We start from the raw sequence: 21,301 nt of genomic DNA on the forward strand, positions 1-21,301 counted from the left end.
TTGACGTGAACCTCGGCAACACCGGCACCGGAACCGCCACGGGCAACGGCACCACCGCCGACGCCCTCGTTGACGTGAACCTCGGCAACACCGGCACCGGAACCGCCACGGGCAACGGCACCACCGCCGACGCCCTCGTTGACGTGAACCTCGGCAACACCGGCACCGGAACCGCCACAGGCAACGGCACCACCGCCGACGCCCTCGTCGACGTCAGCCTTGGCGAATCGGGGCTCCTCGGCGATGACGGCGCGGCCGCTGAAGGTGCCGTAAACGTCGGACTAGGGACGGGAACGGATTCCTCTGCTGGTTTGGGCGTCGATCTGGGTATCGACCTCGGGACCGATACGGGCACGACACCACCGGCAACGGATCCGGGTGACGGCTCCGGAACCGGATCCGACCCCACTGACGGGCAAGGCAACGGCTCCGGCACGGACGGCACCGGCACCGATGGCAACACCGGCGGTCAGGGCACCGGCACCGACGGCAACACCGGCGGTCAGGGCACCGGCACCGACGGCAACACCGGCGGTCAGGGCACCGGCACCGACGCCAACACCGGCGGCTCCGCGACCGGGGCAGTCTCCGGTGGAAGTGGAATCGTGGTTCTGCCCGCTGGTGCAGTGACTACAGACGGCTCGGTGGCGGCGGCCAACGTCCAGAAGGCGGCCCTGGCCTCAGGCCAGGTGTCCAGCGGCACGCAGTCCCTTGCCAACACGGGAGCAGACGCGGCCCTGCTGCCGCTCGCCCTCGCCCTCCTGGCAATTGGGATGCTGATGGTCATCCGGAGGAGGAAGGCGTAGCCGGCTGAAAAGTCTGGGCCCGCACAGGACGGGCCCAACTGAACATCACGGACCCCTGCCGGCGGTCCGGCTTCGACTGGTCTTTGACCCTCCGAAGCCCGGACCGCTGGCAGGGCCGTGCACCCAACCTCGGATTCCGCGCTCTATACCCGCGGCGTCCGCCGTCCAACCTCCGTATTACCCTTAACGGGACCCACTGCGGATAAGGACGGCAAAGTGTTGGAAGATTCGCCAGGCAGCGCGACCGCTGTTGTATTGGACGGGCGCTACAGGCTCGGCGAGGTAATAGGCCGCGGAGGAATGTCTTCGGTCTACACAGCCCGGGACGAAAACCTCGGCCGGGACGTGGCGCTGAAGCTCTTCGCCCCGCAGGCTGCAGAGGCCGACGAGCTAAAACGGCAGGAAGCCGAAATCAAACTCCTCGCGACGCTCAACCACCCGAGCCTCGTGACGCTGTTCGACGCCGGCGTGGACACCCGTGTGCCGGAACAGCCCAGGCCGTTCCTCACCATGGAACTCGTGGAGGGCCAGGACCTTCGCAGCAGGCTCCGCCACAGCAGGGTTCCGCTCGACGAGCTCGCCGTCATCGGCGCCGGAATCGCCGACGCCTTGGCGTACGTCCATGGTCTCGGCATCATCCACCGCGACATCAAACCTGCCAACATCCTGCTCATCCAGCAACGTCCCGGCGAGCCCGTGCGGCCCAAGCTCACGGACTTCGGCATTGCCCGGATCCTCGACGGCACGCGGCTGACTGCCACGGGCACCATGGTGGGAACTGCTGCCTACCTCAGCCCCGAGCAGGCGATGGGCTCGCCGCTCTCGCCCGCCACGGACATCTACTCGCTGGGGCTCGTGCTGCTGGAATGCGTCAAGGGCACCGTGGAATACCCAGGCAGTGCCGTGGAATCGGCGGTGGCGCGGCTCCACCGCGCCCCCGAGGTTCCCGGGGACCTCCCGGAGGAGTGGCAACAACTCCTGACGTCCATGACAGCCATCGAACCGCTGGACCGGCCCAGTGCGGCAGACCTGGAGGTCGCCCTGCGCCGGGCGCTGGTTTCACCGGAATATGTGCCCGGCACCGTTGCCGAAGAGGTCACTCGCGTCCTCCCAGCACCGCCGACGCGGCGCCCGTCCGTTCTCCCGGAAGGTCGCGACGCCGCCGCCGAGGAGACTGCCACGCCCTCCGCCAGCCCCAGGCGCGGGCGACGGGCTTGGCTGGCCTCCGCAGTCGCCGCCGCTGCCCTGATCGCAGGCGCTTTCGCGGTGACCGTGGCCGTGACGGCACCTAAAACGCCCGACGTCGTCACTTACCCCACAGTGACCGGCACCTTGGGCGATCATCTCGTGGAGCTGCAAAAGAGCGTGGAACCATGAGAGCGCACCCCCTCCCCCTGAGGCGTGCTCTGCGGCGGGCGTCGGTTGCCTTCGCCGCGGGCATGCTTGCCCTGGGCCTGACGGGCTGCGGCGGCGCCGTTCCCGAGCTCGGGGCCGACGCCGCGGCGCAGCTTCAGCAGCGCGCCCTCGTTGTCACCAAGGCAGCGGCCGGGAGTGACCCTGCCGCCGCGCTCACCTCCCTGGAGCAGCTGGCATCCGACCTCGACGCCGCCGCTGCCGACGGCCGTGTGTCGTTCAAGCGCCACCAGAACATCACCGCGGCCGTCGATGCAGTCCGTGCCGATCTTGCAGCCGCACTGGCGGCCAAGAAGGCCAAGGCGGCCGAGGCAGCTGCAAAAGCTGCCTCGGCCCCAACCCCAGCCGTTGTTGCCCCCGCGCCTGCTCCCGCCTCCGGTGACCCTGCCCGGGGCAATGCCGGAAAGGGCAATTCGGACGAGGACAATGATGACGCCAAAGCACCCGGCAAGGACAAGGACTAACCGGTTAGGCCCCCGACGCCGGGAAGCGCTCCCAGACCCGGTGCGCTGCCAGCAGCTCCTGAATCGCCGGCACCACGGCGTCCGGAGCTTCGCCGACCACGACGCCGGCCGCGTCTTGGGGGATGCTCGCGGCATCCACAGCGGCAGACCCGGAACCCCAGGCGCCTATCGCCTTGGCGTGGCGGAAGGCCTCGGACAGCAGCAGCACCACCCTGGGATCCAGGGATGAGCCGGGCTCACCGGCTTTTGCATCGAGGCCCTGTTCGGCGTCGCTCGCCGGAGCGGCTGAACCGGCCACGATGAGTGCATCGAACTCCGTGGAGCGCGCGGTGAGATAGGTCCGCTGAACCGGGATCCCGCCGTCGTTCTCGATCCCAAGTATGCCGCCGGCAGGGGCGATCACGAGCGGGACGATGCCCGCGGCGTCGAGTTCCTTGCGTGCTGCCCGCACGGCATCAAGATCGGCGGTCCCGTCCGCGACGATGCCCACGACGCGTCCGGCAACCGGCCAGGCCAGCCCAATCTGGGACAAAGCCGGGCTGGGCTGGGCGTCGGGAACATCCACTGTGGCGTCAGGCGCCGGCAGGCCCAGTCCCTGTGCCACCGCGGAGCACAGCCGGGAGTCGATGTTCGCCAGTGCCAGCAACTGACGCTCTCGGATCGCTTTCTCGTAGCACTTGCCGAGTTCGAACGTGTAGGCCTGAATCACGTGTTCCTGTTCCACCGGCGTGAGGCTCCGGAAAAACAGCCGCGCCTGACTGTAGTGATCGTCGAAGCTAGCCGGCGACTTCCGCTCCTTGATCGCCTCGACGACGGCCTCGGGGACATCGACGAAGGCGCCCAGGTCCTGCCCTGCCTTGAACGGGCAGCCGCCGTCCAGCGAGTTCGGCCGGTAGGGCGCCACTCCCCCATGGACTGCCGTCTGGTGCATGCCGTCGCGCAACATATCGTTGACCGGGGCCTGCGGACGGTTGATGGGAATCTGGCCGAAATTGGGTCCGCCCAGGCGGGAGATCTGGGTATCGAGATAGGAGAACAGCCGGACCTGAAGAAGGGGGTCGTTGGTGACGTCGATGCCGGGGACCAGGTGTCCCGGGTGGAAGGCAACCTGCTCCGTCTCCGCAAAGTAGTTCACCGGGTTGGCGTTGAGCGTCATGAGCCCGACGGGCTGCACCGGGGCCAGTTCCTCGGGCACGAACTTTGTCGGGTCCAGCAGGTCGATACCCTCGAACATCTGGTCCTCAGTGTCCGGGAAGGTCTGGATGCCCAGCTCCCACTCCGGATAGGCGCCGCCCTCGATGGCGTCAGCAAGATCCCGGCGGTGGAAGTCCGGGTCCATGCCGTTGATGATCTGTGCTTCCTCCCAGACCAGGGAATGCACCCCCTGCTTGGGTTTCCAGTGGAACTTCACGAGAGTTGTGCCGCCCTCATCATCCACCAGCCGGAAGGTGTGGACCCCGAAGCCCTCCATGGTCCGGTATGACCGCGGAATACCGCGGTCGGACATGTTCCACATGGTGTGCGCCTGTGCCTCCGTGTGCAGCGAGACGAAATCCCAGAATGTGTCGTGGGCACTCTGGGCCTGCGGAATTTCGCGGTCCGGGTGAGGCTTGGCTGCGTGGATCACGTCCGGAAACTTGATGCCGTCCTGGATGAAGAACACCGGGATGTTGTTGCCGACCAGATCGTAGGTGCCTTCGTCGGTGTAGAACTTCGTGGAAAACCCCCGGGTGTCCCTCACCGTGTCGGCGGAACCCCTGGAGCCCAGCACGGTGGAGAATCTCACGAAGACCGGAGTTTCCACGTCCTTGGCGAGGAAGCCGGCTTTGGTGATGTTGCTGGCTGTTCCATAGGACCTGAAGATCCCGTGGGCTCCTGCGCCCCGGGCGTGGACTACGCGCTCGGGGATCCGCTCGTGGTCGAAGTGGGTGATCTTCTCCCGGAGGTGATGGTCCTGCAGCAGGGTCGGGCCGCGCGAGCCTGCCTTCAGGGAGTGGTCCGTGTCCCTGAGCCGCAGTCCCTGCGCGGTGGTGAGGTACTGGCCGGACTGGGCCCGGGAGTTGACGGGCGCGCCCGTGGGTGTGCCGGTCGGCGACACGGCTTCGGGCCCCTGCTGGTCTGGCTTCGGAGGGAGCGGTTCGCGGGGAGTGGTTGGTTCCTCGATGCCGGGTGGTTCGGGAGAGGGAGCGCCCGGAATGTTGATGTTGGCCTCTGCGGACATAACAAGATCTCCTCTTTCGTGGGGGCAGCTGGGGCTCGGTGCGGTACACCAGACAAAAGCTAAGCCTGCTTAGTACCTTAGGCAAGATGGCCTCGTGCCACAACCGGAGTCCATGGCAGCGATCGGTCCTCTTCTGCGTCTGCCGTCACGGCGCTCTCTTCAATTGCCTGGCGCTTCGGACTACGTTGGAGGTGTTCCACCCAAGATGCAGCAATCAGAACCGCGGGCCGCCCGCCCGCTCGCTGAAGGAGTGAACTACGCATGGCAACTGTGCAGGAATCCATCAATGTCGATGTCCCAGTCAGCAAGGCCTACAACCAATGGACCCAGTTTGAGGACTTCCCACATTTCATGAGCGGCGTTGACTCGGTGCGCCAACTCGATGACACCACCGTCCATTTCGAAACGAGCATTGCCGGCGTCAAACGTCAGTACGACGCCCAGATCACCGTTCAGGAACCCGACCAGCGCGTCACCTGGGAGAGCCTGAACGAGCCACGCAACGCCGGGACCGTGTGGTTCGAGCCCCTGGGGCCGGAGCAGACGAAGGTAAACGTCGAACTTACCTGGGAACCAGAGTCCGCAGTAGAGAAAATAGGCGCTGCGGTTGGTCTCGACTCCCGCCAGGTGGCTTCAGACCTGAAGAAGTTCAAGAAGTTCATCGAGAGCCAGGGTACGGAAACCGGCGCCTGGCGTGAGAGCGTCCACGACGGCGGGGTGGACGGTCAGGGAGGGGCCGCCGGGACAGCCGGCGGAACGGCCGGCATGGCGGGCGCCGCAGGAACCGGAGCCGGTGCAGGACTGGGCGCAGGTGCCGCAGGAACCGGAGCCGGTGCAGGACTGGGCGCAGGAACCGGAGCAGGTGCCGGGCTGGGCGGCTACGCCGCTGGAACCTCTGGCACCAGCGATGAAACCATCGGCACGGCGCCCTCGGCGGCAGACGACACCACGGGTTACGCCGCCGGACCCGGAATGGATGCGACGCCCGGCCGGACGTACGAGTCAGGCGACGCGTACGACGCCGCCGCCACAGAAAGGCCGGTGGATGCGGATCCGGACATGGCCGTCGACGCTCCGTATGGCGACAGCGAGGCGGGCGAGCCCCGCAACGACACCCGGCTGGGAGACACGAGGCGGGACGAAACCCCGGACCGGTAGCGGGAGCCGGGCCTCCGCCCCTGAAGGTCAACGCGAAAGGTCAGCGCTGAATAGCTAATACAGAAGCGCCCCGCCGCTCGTTCGAGTGGCGGGGCGCTTGCTTTGGTCTTAGCCCAGGCTGGCGACGACCTTGTTCAGCGTCGCGGACGGCCGCATGACAGCGGTGGCCTTCTCGGCGTCCGGGCGGTAGTAGCCGCCGACGTCGACCGGCGAACCCTGGACACCCAGCAGTTCGGAAACGATGGCGTCCTCGTTGGAGCCCAAGGCCTCAGCGACCGCAGAGAAGGAGGCTGCCAGCTCTGCGTCTTCGGTCTGCTTGGCCAGTTCCTGGGCCCAGTACAGCGCAAGGTAGAAGTGGCTGCCTCGGTTGTCCAGCTCGCCGACCTTGCGCTTCGGGGACTTGTCCTCCAGCAGGAACGTGCCCGTGGCCCGGTCCAGCGTGCCGGCCAGCACCTGGGCGCGGGCGTTGCCGGTGGACGTGGCGAGGTGCTCGAAACTGACGGCGAGGGCCAGGAATTCGCCGAGGCTGTCCCAGCGGAGGTGGTTCTCCTTGAGAAGCTGCTGGACGTGCTTCGGCGCGGAGCCGCCGGCGCCGGTCTCGAACAGGCCGCCGCCGTTGATCAGCGGAACAATGGAGAGCATCTTGGCACTGGTGCCCAGTTCCAGGATCGGGAACAGGTCCGTCAGGTAGTCGCGGAGCACGTTGCCGGTGACAGAGATGGTGTCTTCGCCCCTGCGGATGCGCTCAAGGGTGAAGGCGGTGGCCTTCACCGGAGACATGATCTCAATCTGCAGGCCCTCGGTGTCGTGCTCCTGCAGGTATTCGCGGACCTTCTCGATGAGCTTGGCGTCGTGCGCGCGGGTCTCGTCGAGCCAGAACACGGCGGGCGTCTGCGAGGCGCGGGCGCGGTTGACGGCCAGCTTGACCCAGTCACGGATGGGCAGGTCCTTGGTCTGGCAGGCGCGCCAGATGTCGCCGGGGCTAACCTCGTGTTCCACCAGGACCGTTCCGGCGCCGTCCACGATCTGGACCTTGCCGGGCGCCTGGATTTCGAACGTCTTGTCGTGGCTGCCGTACTCCTCAGCCGCCTGTGCCATGAGACCCACGTTCGGCACAGTGCCCATGGTGGTGGGATCGAAGGCACCGTTGGCACGGCAGTCATCGATGACCACCTGGTAGATGCCGGCATAGGAGCTGTCCGGAAGAACCGCCAGGGTGTCTGCTTCCTGGCCGTCCGGGCCCCACATGTGGCCGGAGGTGCGGATCATCGCCGGCATGGAGGCGTCGACGATGATGTCGCTGGGAACGTGCAGGCTGGTGATGCCCTTGTCGGAGTCGACCATGGCCAGCGCGGGTCCTTCTTCAAGGCCCTTCGTGATGGCCGCACGGACGCCTTCGCGGACGTCCTCGGGGAGCTCTTCGAGGCCGTTGAGGATTGCGGCGAGGCCGTTGTTCGGGCTGATGCCGGCGGCGGCAAGCTGCTTGCCGTAGGTGTCGAAGAGTTCGGAGAAGTAGGCCTTAACCACGTGGCCGAAGATGATGGGGTCCGAGACCTTCATCATGGTCGCCTTCAGGTGAGCCGAGAAGAGGATGCCCTCCTCCTTGGCGCGGGCCACCTGGGCGGCAAGGAACTCGTCAAGGGCGGCCGCCCGCAGCACGGTGCCGTCGATTACTTCGCCGGCAAGGACCGGGAAGGCCTTCTTCAGGACCTTGACGGTGCCGTCTTCGCGGACCAGCTGGATCTCGATGGTGCCGTCGGCCGGGATCACCACGGACTTTTCATTGGAACGGAAGTCGTCGGCTTCCATGTGGGCCACGTTGGTCTTCGAGTCGGACGTCCAGGCACCCATGGAGTGGGGATTCTGGCGGGCGTAATTCTTCACGGACAGCGGCGCGCGGCGGTCCGAGTTGCCCTCGCGCAGGACCGGGTTCACGGCGGAGCCCTTGATCTTGTCGTAGCGCGAGCGAACGATCGTCTCTTCATCGGAGGACGGGTTGTCCGGGTAGTCCGGCAGCTTGTAGCCCTGGGCCTGCAGTTCGGCAATGGCGGCCTTCAGCTGCGGCACGGAGGCGCTGATGTTGGGAAGTTTGATGATGTTGGCTTCCGGCGTCTTTGCCAGCTCACCGAGCTCAGCCAGGGCGTCACCGATCTGCTGCTCTTCAGTGAGGTAGTCGCCGAACACGGCGATGATGCGGCCGGCCAGCGAAATGTCGCGGGTCTCCACCTGCACACCTGCGGTCGATGCGAATGCCTCGACGATCGGCAGGAACGAATATGTTGCCAACATCGGCGCTTCGTCGGTGTGGGTATAGATAATTTTGGCCATGCTCGGGCGTCTCCCTGGAGGTCGGCTGTATGTGGAATCCGGTCTATTTCACCACCCCTTAACTTACCCGAGGACGCCATGCAGCACCCCACCAAGGTGGCCCGGATCACCTTGGTGACGTATGTCAGCAGTGAACTTGGGGCCGCCCTTCCATTGTCCCGGGCGCCGCGTACCCCTATCTTTAGCTCATGACAGAAAACCGCTTAACCGGCTGAACTTGGCTGGAACCCCCGTTGCGGCAGGGGCGGAACAGCACTACCCCTACCTGGAACACATAACTTCAAACGTCTTTTACAAAGCTTGTCATGTCCGGGTAGCCTCAATCCTTCACAGGCGCATCATCACGGCGCCCACCCGATAGGTAGGACCACAATGACGAGCAAGAAGTCTCTGGCCACTAGCCTCGTGAGCTTCTCCACGGGATTGCTGCTGACGCTCTCCGCGGCAGGCGGCGCAACGGCTTCCCCTGCAAAGGCGCAGGATCCCGTGCAGCCGCAGATCGCCAGCACCACCCTCGCCACGTCAACCGCGGCAGATTACTGGACGCCCGAACGCATGCAGGCCGCTGTTCCCGGCGATGTCCTCGCAGCGAAGGCCGTGGCCCGGCAGGTCCACGTTCCGTGGCAGGTCAGCAAGGGCAACGGCGTCGCCGGACTCACGGAGCAGGGCTCCCTCACCAAGATCGCGGGCACGTCCCGTAAAGGTAAGACAGCCCCTCTGCACAAAGACGAAGCGCCCGTGGACCACATCGGCAAGGTCTTCTTCACGCTGGGAGGGGCCAACTACGTCTGCTCCGGCAACTCCGTGGCCTCGGCCAACAAGAGCACCGTCTCCACCGCCGGGCACTGCCTCAACCAGGGACCGGGCGCCTTCGCCACAAACTTCGTTTTCGTACCGGCCTACAAGGACGGCGCGGCTCCCCTGGGCAAATGGCCGGCCAAGGAACTGTTTGCACCCAAGGAATGGAGCACCGACGGCAACATCCGGTACGACACCGGTTTCGCGGTGGTGGCCGAGGTCGACGGCAAGAAGCTCGCCGACGTGGCCGGTGCCACGGGCGTGGTGTTCAACCAGTCGCGGGGACTGACGTACAAGGCGTTCGGTTACCCGGCGGCAGCGCCGTTCACCGGCAAGACCCTCGTCAGCTGCTACGGGAAAGCGGGCAATGATGCCCTGAACCCGCAGTTCGAGACGCAGGGCATTCCCTGCGACATGACCGGCGGGTCCTCTGGCGGCCCCTGGTTCCTGTCTGACGGCACAGATAGCCCCTTGGGCTTCCAGAACTCCGTCAACAGCTATGGTTACGGCAGCCGCTCCACCGCGATGTACTCCCCGTACTGGGGATCGGTCATCCAGCAGGTCTACGACCGTGCAGCAGCCGCCAGGTAAGGACGGACCGCTGCCTCAGGAGGACCACGTCAGCCACTCCGAGGTCAGCCAGGCTCCGGAAGAAATCCTGGCGTACTGGACGCCGGAGCGCATGGCTGAAGCGAAACCGCGCGAGATCAGTCCTGCAGAGCCTGAGGCCGGCCCGGACGATGACCCGGAAGCGGACGCGGACTAACTGAATTGACGACGACGGCGGCTGTCCCCTTGAGGGGGCAGCCGCCGTCGTCTGAGGCGGTGGGACTAGTGGAAGAAGTGGCGCGCTCCGGTGAAGTACATCGTGATGCCCGCCGCGTTGGCCGCGGCGATGACTTCGTCGTCGCGGACGGAGCCGCCGGGCTGCACTACGGCGCGGACGCCGGCGTCGATCAGGATCTGCAGGCCGTCCGCGAACGGGAAGAACGCGTCGGAGGCTGCAACGGCGCCGCGGGCACGCTCCGGCGCGCCGCCGGCGTCGGCGTTGGAGGCGCCGCCAGCGCCGTCCACATCCGAGCTCACCGTCACGCCGAGCGTGTTGGCGCGCTCGACGGCCAGCTTGCAGGAGTCAAGACGGTTGACCTGGCCCATGCCGATGCCCACTGCGGCACCGTTGTCGGCGAGCAGGATGGCGTTGGACTTGGCGGCGCGGCAGGCGGTCCAGGCGAAGGCGAGGTCGGCCAGGGTGGCGTCGTCGGCGGCTTCCCCGGCGGCAAGGGTCCAGTTGGCCGGGTCATCGCCCTCGGCGTCCACCTTGTCGGTGACCTGGACGAGCACGCCGCCGGAAACCTGCCGGATTTCTGCCGGGTAGCGGTCATAGCCCTCGGGCAGCGCCAGCAGGCGGATGTTCTTCTTCTTGGAAAGGATCTCCACGGCTTCCGGCTCGAAGCCCGGGGCGATGACCACTTCCGTGAAAATGCCGGCCACGGTGCGTGCCATGCCGGCGGTCACGGTTCGGTTGGCCGCGATGACCCCACCGAAGGCGGAAACGGGGTCACAGGCGTGCGCCTTGGCATGGGCGTCCGCGATCGGGTCGGCGGCGTCAGCGGAACCGACGGCTACGCCGCACGGGTTGGCGTGCTTGATGACGGCCACGGCAGGTTCGGCGAAGTCGAACGCGGCGCGGAGGGCGGCATCGGCGTCCACGAAGTTGTTGTAGCTCATGGCCTTGCCGTGCAGTTGGTCGGCCTGGGCGATGCCAGCGGGTGCCGCCTTGTCGACGTACAGCGCGGCTTGCTGGTGCGGGTTTTCGCCGTAGCGCAGGACCTCGGAGCGCTCCAGCGCCAGTCCGGCGTAGGACGGCCAGTCAATCACGCCGTCGCCGTCCTCGTCGAGGAACTGGCTGGCGGTCCAGGTGGCCACCGCGTTGTCGTAGGTGGCGGTGTGCGCGAACGCCTTGGCCGCGAGCCGCTGGCGGGTCTTCAGGTCGAAGCCGCCTTCAGCGGCGGCGCGGACGACGTCGCCGTAGAACCGGGGATCCACCACGATGGCGACGGCGGCGTGGTTCTTCGCGGCGGAGCGCACCATCGCTGGGCCTCCGATGTCGATCTGCTCCACGACGTCGTCCTGCGCGGCACCCGACTTGACGGTCTCCACGAACGGGTAAAGGTTGACGACCACGAGGTCGAACGCCTCGATCTCCATACTCTTGAGGGTTTCCATGTGGGCCGGAACGCGGCGGTCCGCAAGGATGCCGCCGTGGACCCGGGGGTGCAGGGTCTTGACGCGGCCGTCCAGCATTTCCGGAGAGCCAGTGACTTCCTCGACTTCCTGGACCGGGATGCCCGCTTCGGCAATCTTCTTGGCGGTGGAGCCCGTGGAGACGATCCTGACGCCTGCGGCGTGCAGGCCCTTAGCCAGCTCCTCCAGGCCGGTCTTGTCGTAGACCGAGATCAGGGCTCGGCGGATGGGAACACGGTCAAGCTGCGTCAGGGTCACAAAAGTCTCCGTCGTATCGCGCGGCGGCATGCCGCGGTTGGTGGGGATATCGCCAGTTTATCGCGTCACAGAAGCCGGTTTTCCTGCGCTGCCCGAGTGTGAAGCCGGCACAAGTCCGGCCAGCCGCAACGTAAGGTTTAAACAGGAGGCCGAGATGAACATTTACACCGCTGTGCCCAGCGGCGAGCAGGTAGTCCAGGAACTGCCGTGGCGTTGGAAGGTACAGGGCCGGATCTTTCTGATTGGCGGTCTTGGGTTCATGTTTGATGCCTGGGACGTGACGCTGAACGGCATCCTGATTCCGCTGCTGTCGTCCCACTGGCAGCTCACCCCCGGCGAGGCCGGCTGGATCGGCACGGCCAACCTGATCGGCATGGCCCTCGGTGCGTTTGTCTGGGGCACCATCGCGGACACGATTGGCCGCAAGAAGGCCTTCACCGCCACGCTCCTGATCTTCTCGATCTTCACGGTTCTCGGGGCGTTCTCCCCCGACTTCGTCTGGTTCTGCCTCTTCCGCTTCATGGCGGGCTTTGGTCTGGGCGGCTGCATACCGGTGGACTATGCACTGGTGGGCGAGTTCACACCGCGCAGGCAGCGGGGCCGGGTCCTCACCGCCATGGACGGTTGGTGGCCCGTGGGCGCCGCGTTATGCGGTTTTGTATCGGCCGGGCTGGTGGCTGTGTTCGCGGACTGGCGGCTGACGATGGTGGTGATGGTGCTGCCGGCCCTGCTCGTGTTCTGGGTGCGCCGCAGCGTTCCCGAATCTCCCCTTTTCCTTATCCGCAAAGGCCGCCGCGAGGAGGCGGCCAAGGTCATCGACGACCTGGTCCAGGCCACCGGCGCCGAACCGCGCGCCTACAGCCTGCCCGATCCGCAGGCCGTACCGCGGCTTTCGGCAGGCAGCGCCTGGCAGCAGCTGGTCGGCGTCTGGGCATTCAACTGGAAAATCACCGCCGCCGCCTGGGGCCTGTTCTTCAGCATCCTCCTCGTCTACTACCTGTCCCTGACCTGGATGCCGCGGATCCTGATCGGCGCCGGTTTCGCCGAGTACAAGGCATTCCTGACGACGGCGGGGATGGCCGCCGTCGGGCTTCTTGGGGTCGTGGCAGCTGCGCTGCTCGTGGAGCGGGTGGGCCGCAAATGGCTGCTGGCCATCACCGGCCCGCTGTCAGCGCTGACACTGGTAATCGTGGCCTTCGTGGTGGACATTCCGACGGCGGCCGTGTTCTGGCTGCTGGCCTTCGGCTTCGTGGTGCAGGTGGCAATCCCGGTCCTCTACGCCTACGTCTCCGAGCTGTACCCGACCGAGCTGAGGGGATCGGGCTTCGGCTGGGCGTCGACGTTCTCCCGGCTGGGCGCGGGCTTCGGGCCGCTGATTTTCGCCAACTACTTCTGGCCGGAGCTGGGCCTGGCAACGTCGTTCGCCCTCGCCGGCGGGCTGGTCCTGCTGGCCGTGCTGTGGATGATGTTCTTCTCCCCCGAGACCAGGCAGCGCCGCCTCGAGTAGCGCCCGTCCTGGTTCGATGCGCGTCCACTTGTGGCGGTTCGTACCGACTGACTTCGCCGGCTGGAACCGCCACAAGTGATGCACAACGAGGCGGACCTACTGGATGCAGGTGACGTGGACGGTGAGGGCGACCTCCCTGGTCTGAGTCACCGACCAGCCGGTCTGCTGCCCGGAAGCGACCGGCCGGCTCGCCGTCACCTGGTTGCTGGAACCCGTCAGCAGGCCGCTGTACCCGCCGCCTATGGCAACTTTGCCGGCGGGGCACAGCGCTGAAACGGTGAGGCCGGTCCCGGTCACTGGCACCACGGAAACGCTCGTGGAAGCGGCAGCGCCGGTGGCTCCCGTAGCGCCGGTGGCTCCAACGGGACCGACGGCGCCGGTCGCACCGGTCGCCCCGGTGTCACCCTTCTCCCCCTGGATGCCCTGTGCGCCGGTCGCACCAGTCGCTCCGGCGTCGCCTTTCTCCCCCTGGATACCCTGCGCTCCGGTCTCGCCGGTGTCGCCCTTCTCGCCCTGGATACCCTGCGCGCCGGTTTCACCGGTCGCCCCGGTCTCCCCCTGGATGCCCTGCGCTCCGGTTTCACCGGTGTCGCCCTTTTCCCCCTGGATGCCCTGGATGCCTTCTACGCCTTGAATGCCCTGGATATTCCAGGAGATCGGCGTCTCTTTCTTGGTATCGCAGGTGGCCCCAGCGGAGAGAATCCGGACCTGGCCTCCATTGTTGTTGCTATAACAGGCGTTGATCTGGCCGGCTGCCGACGTCGTTGACGCAGCATAGACGGCCGTCGCGGCTCCTGTCCCGAGGACAAGGGCGACGGAAAGGCACAACACCTTTGGACTGGTTTTGGCAAAGCTGAATTGCGACACGGGAGACCTCCTGGAAGGACAACGCTGAATAAGACTGTGTCAGCGTAAGGTGCGGATCCGGCCCCCAACCAGCGTAGGGAGGTGCTTCCGGCTACCCGTCTTTTTGCGGCGTATACCCGGTTCTCCGTGCGAACTACTCGCTTTTCATACTCGGTTTCGTGCGGCGGCGTACTCCGCGGCGAGGGACGCGAGAGTCGACACCAGGAGCCTGCGCTCCACAATCTTGATCCGTTCGTGCAGGGTCTCCTCGGTGTCGCCATCCTCTATGGCCACGGCTTCCTGGGCGATGATGGGGCCGGTGTCCACTCCGGCGTCGGCCCAGTGCACGGTGCAGCCTGTCACCTTCACGCCATACGCCAGGGCATCCCGGACGCCATGGGCGCCGGGGAAGGAAGGAAGCAGCGCGGGGTGCGTGTTGAGGTATTTCCCGTCGAAAGCATCGATGAACTCCGGGCTCACAATGCGCATGAATCCCGAGGACACCACGATGTCCGGCTGGTAAGCCTCCACCGCCTCGGTCAGTGCTGCGTTCCAGGCGGCCCGGTCCGCGTAGGCCTTGAAGTCCACCACGAAGGTGTCGATGCCCGCCGCGGCTGACCGCTCCACTCCGTACGTGCCGGGCCGGTCCGCGCCCACTGCCGCGATCTCCACGTCCAACTCCCCCGCTTCTACAGCGTCGATGACAGCCTGGAGGTTGGAGCCGGTTCCGGAGACGAGGACTACGATGCGCATAGCACCAGCTTAGGTGGCCGCTCGCGTAGGCTGGAAAACATGAACCCCACTCCCGGCCCCGACGGGTCACAGCGGACCAAACGTCCGCTCAGCGAGGCCGCAAAGACCTCGCTGCTCAAAACACACACCCTGTTCCGCATGTTCATCGTGGCGGTGCTGGGCTCGTTCTTCGTTTTCCAGCTCGACCTCACCTACCTCTGGCTGACAGCAATCCTGACCGCTGCCGGCGTAATTCTTGGGATCATCGTGCTCATCCGCGCGGTCCGGCTCAAGGAGTCCAAGCTGGTGCTGTTCGGGTCCATCTCCGGCCTGGCCGTATCCGCCGTGATGGTGCTGCTGGTCCTGGTCTCTGCCCTGTTCTTCAACCAGGTGCGCGACTATCAGCAGTGCGCCCGGCATGCCCTGACCAGCCAGGCGAGCAACGACTGCCGGGTCCAGCTCGAAAACTCCATGCCCGGCCAGTTCCAGCCAGGCCGCTAACCGCTTCCGGCGCTGACTTTTACTTGCCGGGGGCTGCCCCGAGATCTGCCTCCCGCAGCTCCTGCCGGCGTTCCAGCCACGGTCCTGCTGCGTAACCGATGACGACGCCGATGCCCGCTTCCGCGGCCACCCAGACTGCCGTCCGCAGCGGGTCGGGTCCGATGTCGTTGAGGCGGCCGATTCCGGCCGAACCGTGCGTGATGCTGGCCAGCACGCCGGCCAGCAGGCCGGTGGCGGCTCCGACGATGATGCCTAAAACCAGTGTGGAGGCGGCAGCCGTGAGCCACCGGACGCGCACCTTGATGGAGAGCCACTCGTCAAAGTGGTTCTCCCCCTCGCGCAGGAACCACCACCCGGCCAGTACGCCGGCGAGGACCGGCACCACCAGTGCCACGAAGCCGTAATCGAGGGGTCCGGACGGAATGGCCGCCAGGACGGGAATGGACGGAAGGGGACCCACGGCCGTGCCCAGCGGCCCGACATGGGAGCCTGCGCCGAGGGCGAAGCCCGAGCCGGACACCCAGGCGAGCGCGAAGACGGCGAGATTGGGAATGAAGCCGAGCTGCGCGAGGGTGAGCGCCGCGCCTCCTACCGCCCCGGCGTCGAGCGCTTCGTAGACTGCCACCACGAGGTTCCAGTGAATGATGAGGTCAACCGCCAGCAGGGCCGAGGACAGCGCCATCGCGGCCATGAGGGCCACGAAGCCGGCCTTGGCGGCGGAGGCCAGGTAGGAGCCGGCCCAGCGTGAGTGCTGGCTGGTCCGTGCGATCCAGTCCACGGCGTCGACGCCGATCAGCCGGCTCCACGAACCGGCCTCCCGACGGGCGCCGATCACCATGCCCAGCGCAAAGGGAACCAGCGGCAGCAGCGCGGCCCACCAGAGGAACACCCCGACGTCGTCGGTGCGGCACACGAATCCGGTGGTGATGCCGAATCCCGCATAAACCAGCCAGGAGCCCAGCAGCGCCTGCCAGAGCTGGTCCGTATAGGAGGCGCGGGCCAAGCGACGGCCGGCCCGCCACGCGAGCAGGAATGGAATGACCGTCAGGCCCAGCGGGATGAGCGAGAGGGTGCCCGATTCCGGCCTGGCCGCGGCACCTTCGACGACGGTGCTGAGGTACAGGGGCACCCCGTGAATGACCAGCCAGGCCTGGCCGGCGAGGCGCGCCAAGGCGTCGAACTGCGTCTCGCTGAAACCGGAGGTTGCCCAAACCGCGGCAATCGGGGCAATGACCACCAGGGCGGAAATGATTGCGGCCTGGGCCGACTCCAGCCCGCCCTGTAGCCACAAGGGCATGGGAAGGCCACGGTCTCCGGTCTGATCAGCGCGCAGTTTCATCGTGGTCCATCGTGCCATGGGCGCCCTTGCCCGGCCGTTTCCGACAGGCTCTTCGGCGGAGAAAGCCCGGGGAAAGCCCGCGCGCGTTGGCGGGGGCGTCCGCCAGCGCTTTTTGCCGGGCACAGACGTAAAATTAGGTTGTCCGCAATCAGTGGTTGGAGGCAGAAAATGACTACCGCATCCCCACATGCACACGGCGTTCACTTTGGTCGGACGGACGTCCAGAACGTTGGCATGGGTGTTGGTATTCTCGCGTTGGCGGTAGGTATCCTCGGGTTCATCCCGGGCATCACCGCACGGTATGGCGAACTGATGTTCGTTGGGCCTGATTCGCACGCCATGTTGTTTGGCCTGTTCCAGGTTTCCATGCTGCTCAACATTGTGCAGCTGGTCATCGGCGGAACCGGCTGGGCCATGTCCCGCAGTGAAATGGGTGCGCGCAGGTTCCTTATGGGCGCCGGTGCACTGTACATCATCCTCAGCATCTACGGGCTCAGTGTCGGAGTGGGTTCGGCGGCCAATTTCCTGTCGCTGAACATGACAGATAGCTGGACCCTGATGGTGGCGGGTGTTCTCATGATTGCCGCCGGCTGGATGTTCTCGCGGCATCTGGCCGATGACCGGAAATAAACCCGGAACGCGAACGCCGGGATTAGGAGCCGCGAATGAGTAGATATCTAATCTGAGTATTCGTACTACCGGTTGGTGCAGGTGTCCCGCGCAAGTTGGCGGGCAGCTGCACCAGCTTTGCGTTAAAGGCCGACGGCGCCCGGTTGTGTGAATCGAGTGGGCGAGTACGGGTGCTCCTCCTTTTGTTTCTTCCCGACGATGACGCGGGCGCGGCCTCTTGAGACCGCGCCCGCTGGAAAGTACAGCCAGTGGTTGGCGGTTAAATCTCCTTTAGATGTTTCGTTGCGAAGCTGGGGAGCCTACGGCAGCCTCAACTGCAGCCACGAGAGAGTGGACGTCGGTTTCGGTGGTGTCCCAGGAGCACATCCACCGGACTTCGCCGCGTGCTTGGTCCCAGTCATAGAAACGGAAGGATTCCCGGACTTTCGCTGCTGCCCCGGGTGGAAGGACGGCAAAGACACCATTGGACTGTGTTGCTTGCGTCAGCGAGACGCCGTTGATCGCCGAGATTCCTTCGCTGAGACGCTGAGCCATCTCATTGGCGTGACTGGCGGACCGCAGCCACAACCCATCCGTTAGCAGGGCTACGAGTTGCGCAGAGACGAAACGCATCTTTGAGGCAAGCTGCATGTTCATCTTGCGCAGGTAGCTCATGCCTGGGTCGGACTGTGGGTTGAGCCAGATAACGGCTTCGCCGAACAGCAGCCCGTTTTTGGTTCCGCCAAAAGACAGGACGTCGACACCGACGTCGGTGGTGAATGCCTGCAAAGGAAGCCCGAGATGTGCTGCAGCGTTGGCCAGCCTCGCTCCGTCCATGTGCAATTTCATTCCCTTCGCATGGACGTGTTCAGCGATCCGTTGGATTTCTTCCGGCGTGTAGCAGGTGCCCAATTCGGTGGTCTGGGTGATCGATACGACCAGCGGTTGCGCCCGATGCTCGTCTCCCCACCCCCAAGCTTCGGCGTCGATCAATTCCGGGGTGAGTTTGCCATCCGGTGTGGGGATCGGGAGGAGCTTTACTCCGCCAATCCGTTCCGGGGCACCGTTTTCGTCGGTATTGATATGCGCTGTTGCTGCGCAGATGACAGCGCCCCACCGCGGGAGCAGGGCTTGCAGGGCAAGGACATTGGCCCCTGTTCCATTGAAGACCGGATATGCGGTAGCAGCTGCCCCGAAGTGGGACTGGATGACCTCTTGAAGCGCTGCTGAGTAGACATCTTCGCCGTATGCGGTGACGTGGCCTTCGTTGGCTGCCTGAACTGCTTCGATGATTTCGGCGTGAGCCCCGGCGTAGTTATCCGAGGCGAAGCCCCGGTATGCCGGGTCGTGCAGGCGCCCCGCCAGTACCTGCGGGACGACTGCTTTGGTATCGACGCTGACGCTCATGCCGGTGCACCCACGAGGTGGCCGGCCGTGAGGGGCAAGCGCTGCCCGTTGATGTGTTCTGCCTCCAGGTCGAAGATCCGCCGTACAGCGTCGGCAAGGACACTGACATCGGTGAAGCCCGGAAATTTCCGTTCCGGCTGGGCTGCGCGCATCCTGTCATCGACCAGAGCCTTGACGACGAAGACCAAGGCGGCTGAGTGCTGAGCGGAGAGGGGGCTTTCGTCTCCTCCCTGCAGATGCCGGAATCCGTCGGCCACGGCCAGGGTCCATGCCTCGGCGGCGGACTTGACGGCGGCATAGGCGGCGCCGCCCGCTGTCGGCGAGGAGGCGGACTGTGCGGAAACGATGGCCAGGCGACCCGCAGGCGAGGTAGCCAAGTCATGGTAAAAAGCGCGGCTGGTGTTCCTCAGGGTGGTGAGGACGCTGGTGTGCAGGAAGTCCCAGTCGTCATCCGTCTGGTCTTTAATTCCGGTACCGCCTCGCCACCCTCCTACAAGATGGATAAGGCCGTCCACGGAACCCAGATCGTTCCGGACAGACGTCGCCAAGTCCTCAACGGATTGCAGGTCCGCGAGGTTGCAGACATAGCCCGTGACGTTGTCGTAGGCTTCCGAGAGCTCCTGCACTCGGTCCTCAAGAATGTCCACGGCAGCCACCCGTGCCCCTGCTTGCGAGAGGGTGCGGACTACCGCGACGCCGGCGGCGCTTGTCGAACCAGCGACGACGACCGTACGCCCCGAGAGGTCCTGGCTCATGCGCCCGCCTCGCCCTCAGTCTTCACAGGGCTCTTACCGGTGATCCCGGCAGTTGATTCAATGACCGAGGACATCTTCTTCTCCAGTGCTTCGTAGAACATCGACAGGGGGAATTCGTCATCAAGGATCTGGTCCGTCAGATCCCGGAGAGGGCCGTCGAGCGGAAGGGCTTCCGGTCCCTTGGCCCACACGGAGGCCGGGTGGGGGGTGAGGGTTTCCGAGACGAGCTCATAGGCAGCCAGCCAGTGTGCGGTCTTCGGCCGGTCGATTGAACGCCAGTAGAGTTCCTCGATGCGAAGACCCAGCTCGACGACCACGCCGGCGACGTCCTTCCAGTCGATGCTCAACTTCCCATCGGTCCAGTGCAGGACCCGGTGCTGGTGCATCCAGGCGAACAGCAATTGGCCGCCCACGGCGTCGTAGTTACGGACCCGGTTCCCGGTGATTGCGAAGCGGAAAATGCGATCGAAGATCACGGCGTACTGGACCAGCTTGGCGTGCTTGCGGGCGTCCTCGGAAGCCGTTTCGTCCCGCTCGATGAGGACGGATTCGCGGAAGGCGGTCAGGTCACAGCGGAGCTCCTCCAGGGAGTACAGGAAATACGGCATCCGCTGCTTGATCATAAACGGGTCAAAGGGCAGGTCACCGCGCATGTGGGTCCGGTCATGGATCAGATCCCACATCACGAAGGTCTTCTCCGTGAGGTGTTGGTCGTTGATGAATTCTGCGGCGTCAGCCGGCAGGTCGAGGGAAGTGATGTCGGCAGCAGCTTTTAGGACGCGACGGAACCGGGCAGCTTCGCGGTCCGCGAAAATGCCTCCCCAAGTGAAGGAGGGGGTGCTCCGGACCGCAACGCTCTCGGGGAAGAGAACCGCGGAGTTCGTGTCATATCCGGGTGTGAAATCGACGAAGCTGATGGGGACGAACAGCTTGTTGGAGTAGTTTGCTGCCTCCAGTTCAGCGACGAAGGAAGGCCAGATGACCTCGATGAGGACGGCCTCGAAGTAGCGGTTGGTGCTGCCGTTCTGCGTGTACATGGGGAACACAACCAGGTGCGGTAGCCCGTCGATGCGCCACTGCTCGGGGTGGAAGGCTACCAGTGAGTCGAGAAAATCCGGTACGACGAAGCCCCCGGCCGCCCACCGCTGGAAGTCCTGCACGAGCAGTTCAAGGTAGTCCGTGTCGTGAGGGAGGTGGGGGCGCAGGTCGCTGATTGAGTCAGTGATGATGCCGACACTCTGGCGGGCCTGGTCATGGTCAGCGGGTTCCGGAACGGAACCGTCCTGCACTTGAACCTGCTGCAGCCCGATGACGGCAGCCTTCAGAGCCTGCCATGCGGGGAGCGCCTTGACGTCTTCTGCCCGCGTGGTTGTCACTTCCGGGTTTGCGATTACAGACATGCTCGTTCCTTCCGTTGAGGGGATTCCTGAAGAAGCTAGCAGTGCGTAAGCATCTGTGAAGGATTCTTTCGGCATGCATAAGAAATACTTTTGCTCGGGCCCCGCTCTTCAGCACTATGCCTGCGCCTGGCCTTAAGGTCGGATGGCCTTAGGGCATCCAGTAGGAGTTGAACCTCGGAGCATCCCGATAACGCTGCTTCAACGTCGGTCGCCTGCCATAGCAGATCATCAGAGCTGCTTAGTCACCGGGCGAATCCAAATCAGCAACTCTTACGCTCAGCTCGGCTAACCCACGCCTATGCGTAAGGACTTGACCCGTCGGACGTGCAACATTCGCCACGCCAAATGTCGCTTCCTTTACGTGTGTTAGCTTGATCACCATCCTTCCCGGCCCGGGGGCTCCGGAAGGCTCAAATTCACCTCAGCTACCTTTTCGGAGGCACCATGGGACTTGGCTCCCACACGCAAATAAGTGATCGGGCTATTGCTCCCGACACCCCTGAAACCGGTCTTTG

Annotated in this window: 18 protein-coding genes; 9 read left to right on the plus strand and 9 right to left on the minus strand. The window is 65.2% G+C overall.

Annotated features, from left to right (window positions below; all coding sequences use genetic code 11):
- The 3 genes from AC3A3W_RS02485 to AC3A3W_RS02495 form a co-directional block, all read left to right on the plus strand.
- Positions 1-806 (plus strand): hypothetical protein (locus AC3A3W_RS02485; RefSeq protein ID WP_487440310.1); only part of this gene is annotated, 806 nt, incomplete at its 5' end.
- Positions 807-1,022: 216 nt separating this feature from the next.
- Positions 1,023-2,183, plus strand: coding sequence for a serine/threonine-protein kinase (locus AC3A3W_RS02490; RefSeq protein WP_487440311.1), 1,161 nt, complete (start codon positions 1,023-1,025; stop codon positions 2,181-2,183).
- Positions 2,180-2,683 carry a mucin-associated surface protein gene (locus tag AC3A3W_RS02495; protein ID WP_487440312.1) on the plus strand — a complete coding sequence of 168 codons (504 nt, stop codon included), beginning with the start codon at positions 2,180-2,182 and terminating at the stop codon, positions 2,681-2,683. Before AC3A3W_RS02490 ends, AC3A3W_RS02495 begins: the two co-directional genes overlap by 4 nt.
- A gap of 4 nt (positions 2,684-2,687) precedes the next feature.
- On the opposite strand, the gene AC3A3W_RS02500 is transcribed toward AC3A3W_RS02495, so the two are convergent.
- Positions 2,688-4,904, minus strand: coding sequence for a catalase (locus tag AC3A3W_RS02500; RefSeq protein WP_487440313.1), 2,217 nt, complete (start codon positions 4,902-4,904; stop codon positions 2,688-2,690).
- A 261-nt stretch (positions 4,905-5,165) separates the two neighbouring features.
- Here AC3A3W_RS02500 and AC3A3W_RS02505 point away from each other — a divergent pair, with 261 nt between their 5' ends.
- A complete protein-coding gene (locus tag AC3A3W_RS02505) occupies positions 5,166-6,062 on the plus strand; it encodes an SRPBCC family protein (protein WP_487440314.1) in 897 nt (298 codons plus the stop codon).
- A 108-nt stretch (positions 6,063-6,170) separates the two neighbouring features.
- On the opposite strand, the gene AC3A3W_RS02510 is transcribed toward AC3A3W_RS02505, so the two are convergent.
- Positions 6,171-8,390 (minus strand): NADP-dependent isocitrate dehydrogenase, encoded by a 2,220-nt coding sequence (locus tag AC3A3W_RS02510; protein WP_487440315.1) that lies wholly within the window; start codon positions 8,388-8,390, stop codon positions 6,171-6,173.
- Between the two features lie 372 nt (positions 8,391-8,762).
- Between AC3A3W_RS02510 and AC3A3W_RS02515 the strand changes: the two genes are divergently transcribed.
- Both AC3A3W_RS02515 and AC3A3W_RS02520 read left to right on the plus strand, forming a co-directional pair.
- Positions 8,763-9,779, plus strand: coding sequence for a trypsin-like serine peptidase (locus AC3A3W_RS02515; RefSeq protein ID WP_487440316.1), 1,017 nt, complete (start codon positions 8,763-8,765; stop codon positions 9,777-9,779).
- Complete coding sequence (locus tag AC3A3W_RS02520; RefSeq protein WP_487440317.1) at positions 9,760-9,954, plus strand: hypothetical protein; 195 nt, start codon at positions 9,760-9,762, stop codon at positions 9,952-9,954. Before AC3A3W_RS02515 ends, AC3A3W_RS02520 begins: the two co-directional genes overlap by 20 nt.
- 65 nt (positions 9,955-10,019) lie before the next feature.
- Here the strand turns inward: AC3A3W_RS02520 and purH are convergent, their stop codons facing one another.
- Positions 10,020-11,690: a bifunctional phosphoribosylaminoimidazolecarboxamide formyltransferase/IMP cyclohydrolase gene (purH, locus tag AC3A3W_RS02525; RefSeq protein WP_487440318.1), complete on the minus strand. Its 1,671-nt coding sequence runs from the start codon at positions 11,688-11,690 to the stop codon at positions 10,020-10,022.
- Between the two features lie 154 nt (positions 11,691-11,844).
- On the opposite strand from purH, the gene AC3A3W_RS02530 reads away from it, so the two are divergent.
- Positions 11,845-13,197, plus strand: coding sequence for an MFS transporter (locus AC3A3W_RS02530; RefSeq protein ID WP_487440319.1), 1,353 nt, complete (start codon positions 11,845-11,847; stop codon positions 13,195-13,197).
- Between the two features lie 96 nt (positions 13,198-13,293).
- Here AC3A3W_RS02530 and AC3A3W_RS02535 read toward each other — a convergent pair whose 3' ends face one another.
- Together AC3A3W_RS02535 and purN are read right to left on the minus strand one after the other, a co-directional pair.
- Positions 13,294-14,064, minus strand: a complete 771-nt coding sequence (locus AC3A3W_RS02535) for a collagen-like triple helix repeat-containing protein (protein WP_487440320.1) — start codon at positions 14,062-14,064, stop codon at positions 13,294-13,296.
- Positions 14,065-14,208: 144 nt separating this feature from the next.
- Positions 14,209-14,796 carry a phosphoribosylglycinamide formyltransferase gene (gene purN, locus AC3A3W_RS02540; RefSeq protein WP_487440321.1) on the minus strand — a complete coding sequence of 196 codons (588 nt, stop codon included), beginning with the start codon at positions 14,794-14,796 and terminating at the stop codon, positions 14,209-14,211.
- Between the two features lie 39 nt (positions 14,797-14,835).
- On the opposite strand from purN, the gene AC3A3W_RS02545 reads away from it, so the two are divergent.
- On the plus strand, positions 14,836-15,276 hold the full coding sequence (locus tag AC3A3W_RS02545; protein WP_487440322.1) for a hypothetical protein: 441 nt from the start codon (positions 14,836-14,838) through the stop codon (positions 15,274-15,276).
- A 19-nt stretch (positions 15,277-15,295) separates the two neighbouring features.
- Here the strand turns inward: AC3A3W_RS02545 and AC3A3W_RS02550 are convergent, their stop codons facing one another.
- On the minus strand, positions 15,296-16,615 hold the full coding sequence (locus tag AC3A3W_RS02550; protein ID WP_487440335.1) for a cell division protein PerM: 1,320 nt from the start codon (positions 16,613-16,615) through the stop codon (positions 15,296-15,298).
- A gap of 234 nt (positions 16,616-16,849) precedes the next feature.
- Between AC3A3W_RS02550 and AC3A3W_RS02555 the strand changes: the two genes are divergently transcribed.
- Positions 16,850-17,245: a DUF4383 domain-containing protein gene (locus AC3A3W_RS02555; RefSeq protein ID WP_487440323.1), complete on the plus strand. Its 396-nt coding sequence runs from the start codon at positions 16,850-16,852 to the stop codon at positions 17,243-17,245.
- 270 nt (positions 17,246-17,515) lie between these two features.
- Here the strand turns inward: AC3A3W_RS02555 and AC3A3W_RS02560 are convergent, their stop codons facing one another.
- From AC3A3W_RS02560 to AC3A3W_RS02570, 3 genes are read right to left on the minus strand one after another with little or no spacing between them, the layout of a single operon-like run.
- Positions 17,516-18,631, minus strand: a complete 1,116-nt coding sequence (locus tag AC3A3W_RS02560; RefSeq protein ID WP_487440324.1) for a threonine aldolase family protein — start codon at positions 18,629-18,631, stop codon at positions 17,516-17,518.
- Positions 18,628-19,386 (minus strand): SDR family NAD(P)-dependent oxidoreductase, encoded by a 759-nt coding sequence (locus AC3A3W_RS02565; protein ID WP_487440325.1) that lies wholly within the window; start codon positions 19,384-19,386, stop codon positions 18,628-18,630. Before AC3A3W_RS02565 ends, AC3A3W_RS02560 begins: the two co-directional genes overlap by 4 nt.
- The gene (locus AC3A3W_RS02570; RefSeq protein WP_487440326.1) at positions 19,383-20,786 is read right to left on the minus strand and encodes a DUF6421 family protein; all 1,404 of its coding nucleotides are present in this window, start codon (positions 20,784-20,786) and stop codon (positions 19,383-19,385) included. The genes AC3A3W_RS02565 and AC3A3W_RS02570 overlap by 4 nt, the downstream gene beginning before the upstream one ends.
- Positions 20,787-21,301: the final 515 nt, after the last annotated feature.

Source organism: Arthrobacter sp. Soil_N43 (assembly GCF_057655195.1).

Coding starts and splice junctions, on each gene's coding strand:
- AC3A3W_RS02570 (WP_487440326.1), bottom strand. CDS start 20,786: ATGTCTGTAATCGCAAACCCGGAAGTGACAACCACGCGGGCAGAAGAC.
- AC3A3W_RS02500 (WP_487440313.1), bottom strand. CDS start 4,904: ATGTCCGCAGAGGCCAACATCAACATTCCGGGCGCTCCCTCTCCCGAA.
- AC3A3W_RS02495 (WP_487440312.1), top strand. CDS start 2,180: ATGAGAGCGCACCCCCTCCCCCTGAGGCGTGCTCTGCGGCGGGCGTCG.
- AC3A3W_RS02505 (WP_487440314.1), top strand. CDS start 5,166: ATGGCAACTGTGCAGGAATCCATCAATGTCGATGTCCCAGTCAGCAAG.
- AC3A3W_RS02530 (WP_487440319.1), top strand. CDS start 11,845: ATGAACATTTACACCGCTGTGCCCAGCGGCGAGCAGGTAGTCCAGGAA.
- AC3A3W_RS02550 (WP_487440335.1), bottom strand. CDS start 16,615: ATGAAACTGCGCGCTGATCAGACCGGAGACCGTGGCCTTCCCATGCCC.
- AC3A3W_RS02555 (WP_487440323.1), top strand. CDS start 16,850: ATGGGTGTTGGTATTCTCGCGTTGGCGGTAGGTATCCTCGGGTTCATC.
- AC3A3W_RS02515 (WP_487440316.1), top strand. CDS start 8,763: ATGACGAGCAAGAAGTCTCTGGCCACTAGCCTCGTGAGCTTCTCCACG.
- AC3A3W_RS02510 (WP_487440315.1), bottom strand. CDS start 8,390: ATGGCCAAAATTATCTATACCCACACCGACGAAGCGCCGATGTTGGCA.
- AC3A3W_RS02560 (WP_487440324.1), bottom strand. CDS start 18,631: ATGAGCGTCAGCGTCGATACCAAAGCAGTCGTCCCGCAGGTACTGGCG.
- AC3A3W_RS02545 (WP_487440322.1), top strand. CDS start 14,836: ATGAACCCCACTCCCGGCCCCGACGGGTCACAGCGGACCAAACGTCCG.
- AC3A3W_RS02565 (WP_487440325.1), bottom strand. CDS start 19,386: ATGAGCCAGGACCTCTCGGGGCGTACGGTCGTCGTCGCTGGTTCGACA.
- purN (WP_487440321.1), bottom strand. CDS start 14,796: ATGCGCATCGTAGTCCTCGTCTCCGGAACCGGCTCCAACCTCCAGGCT.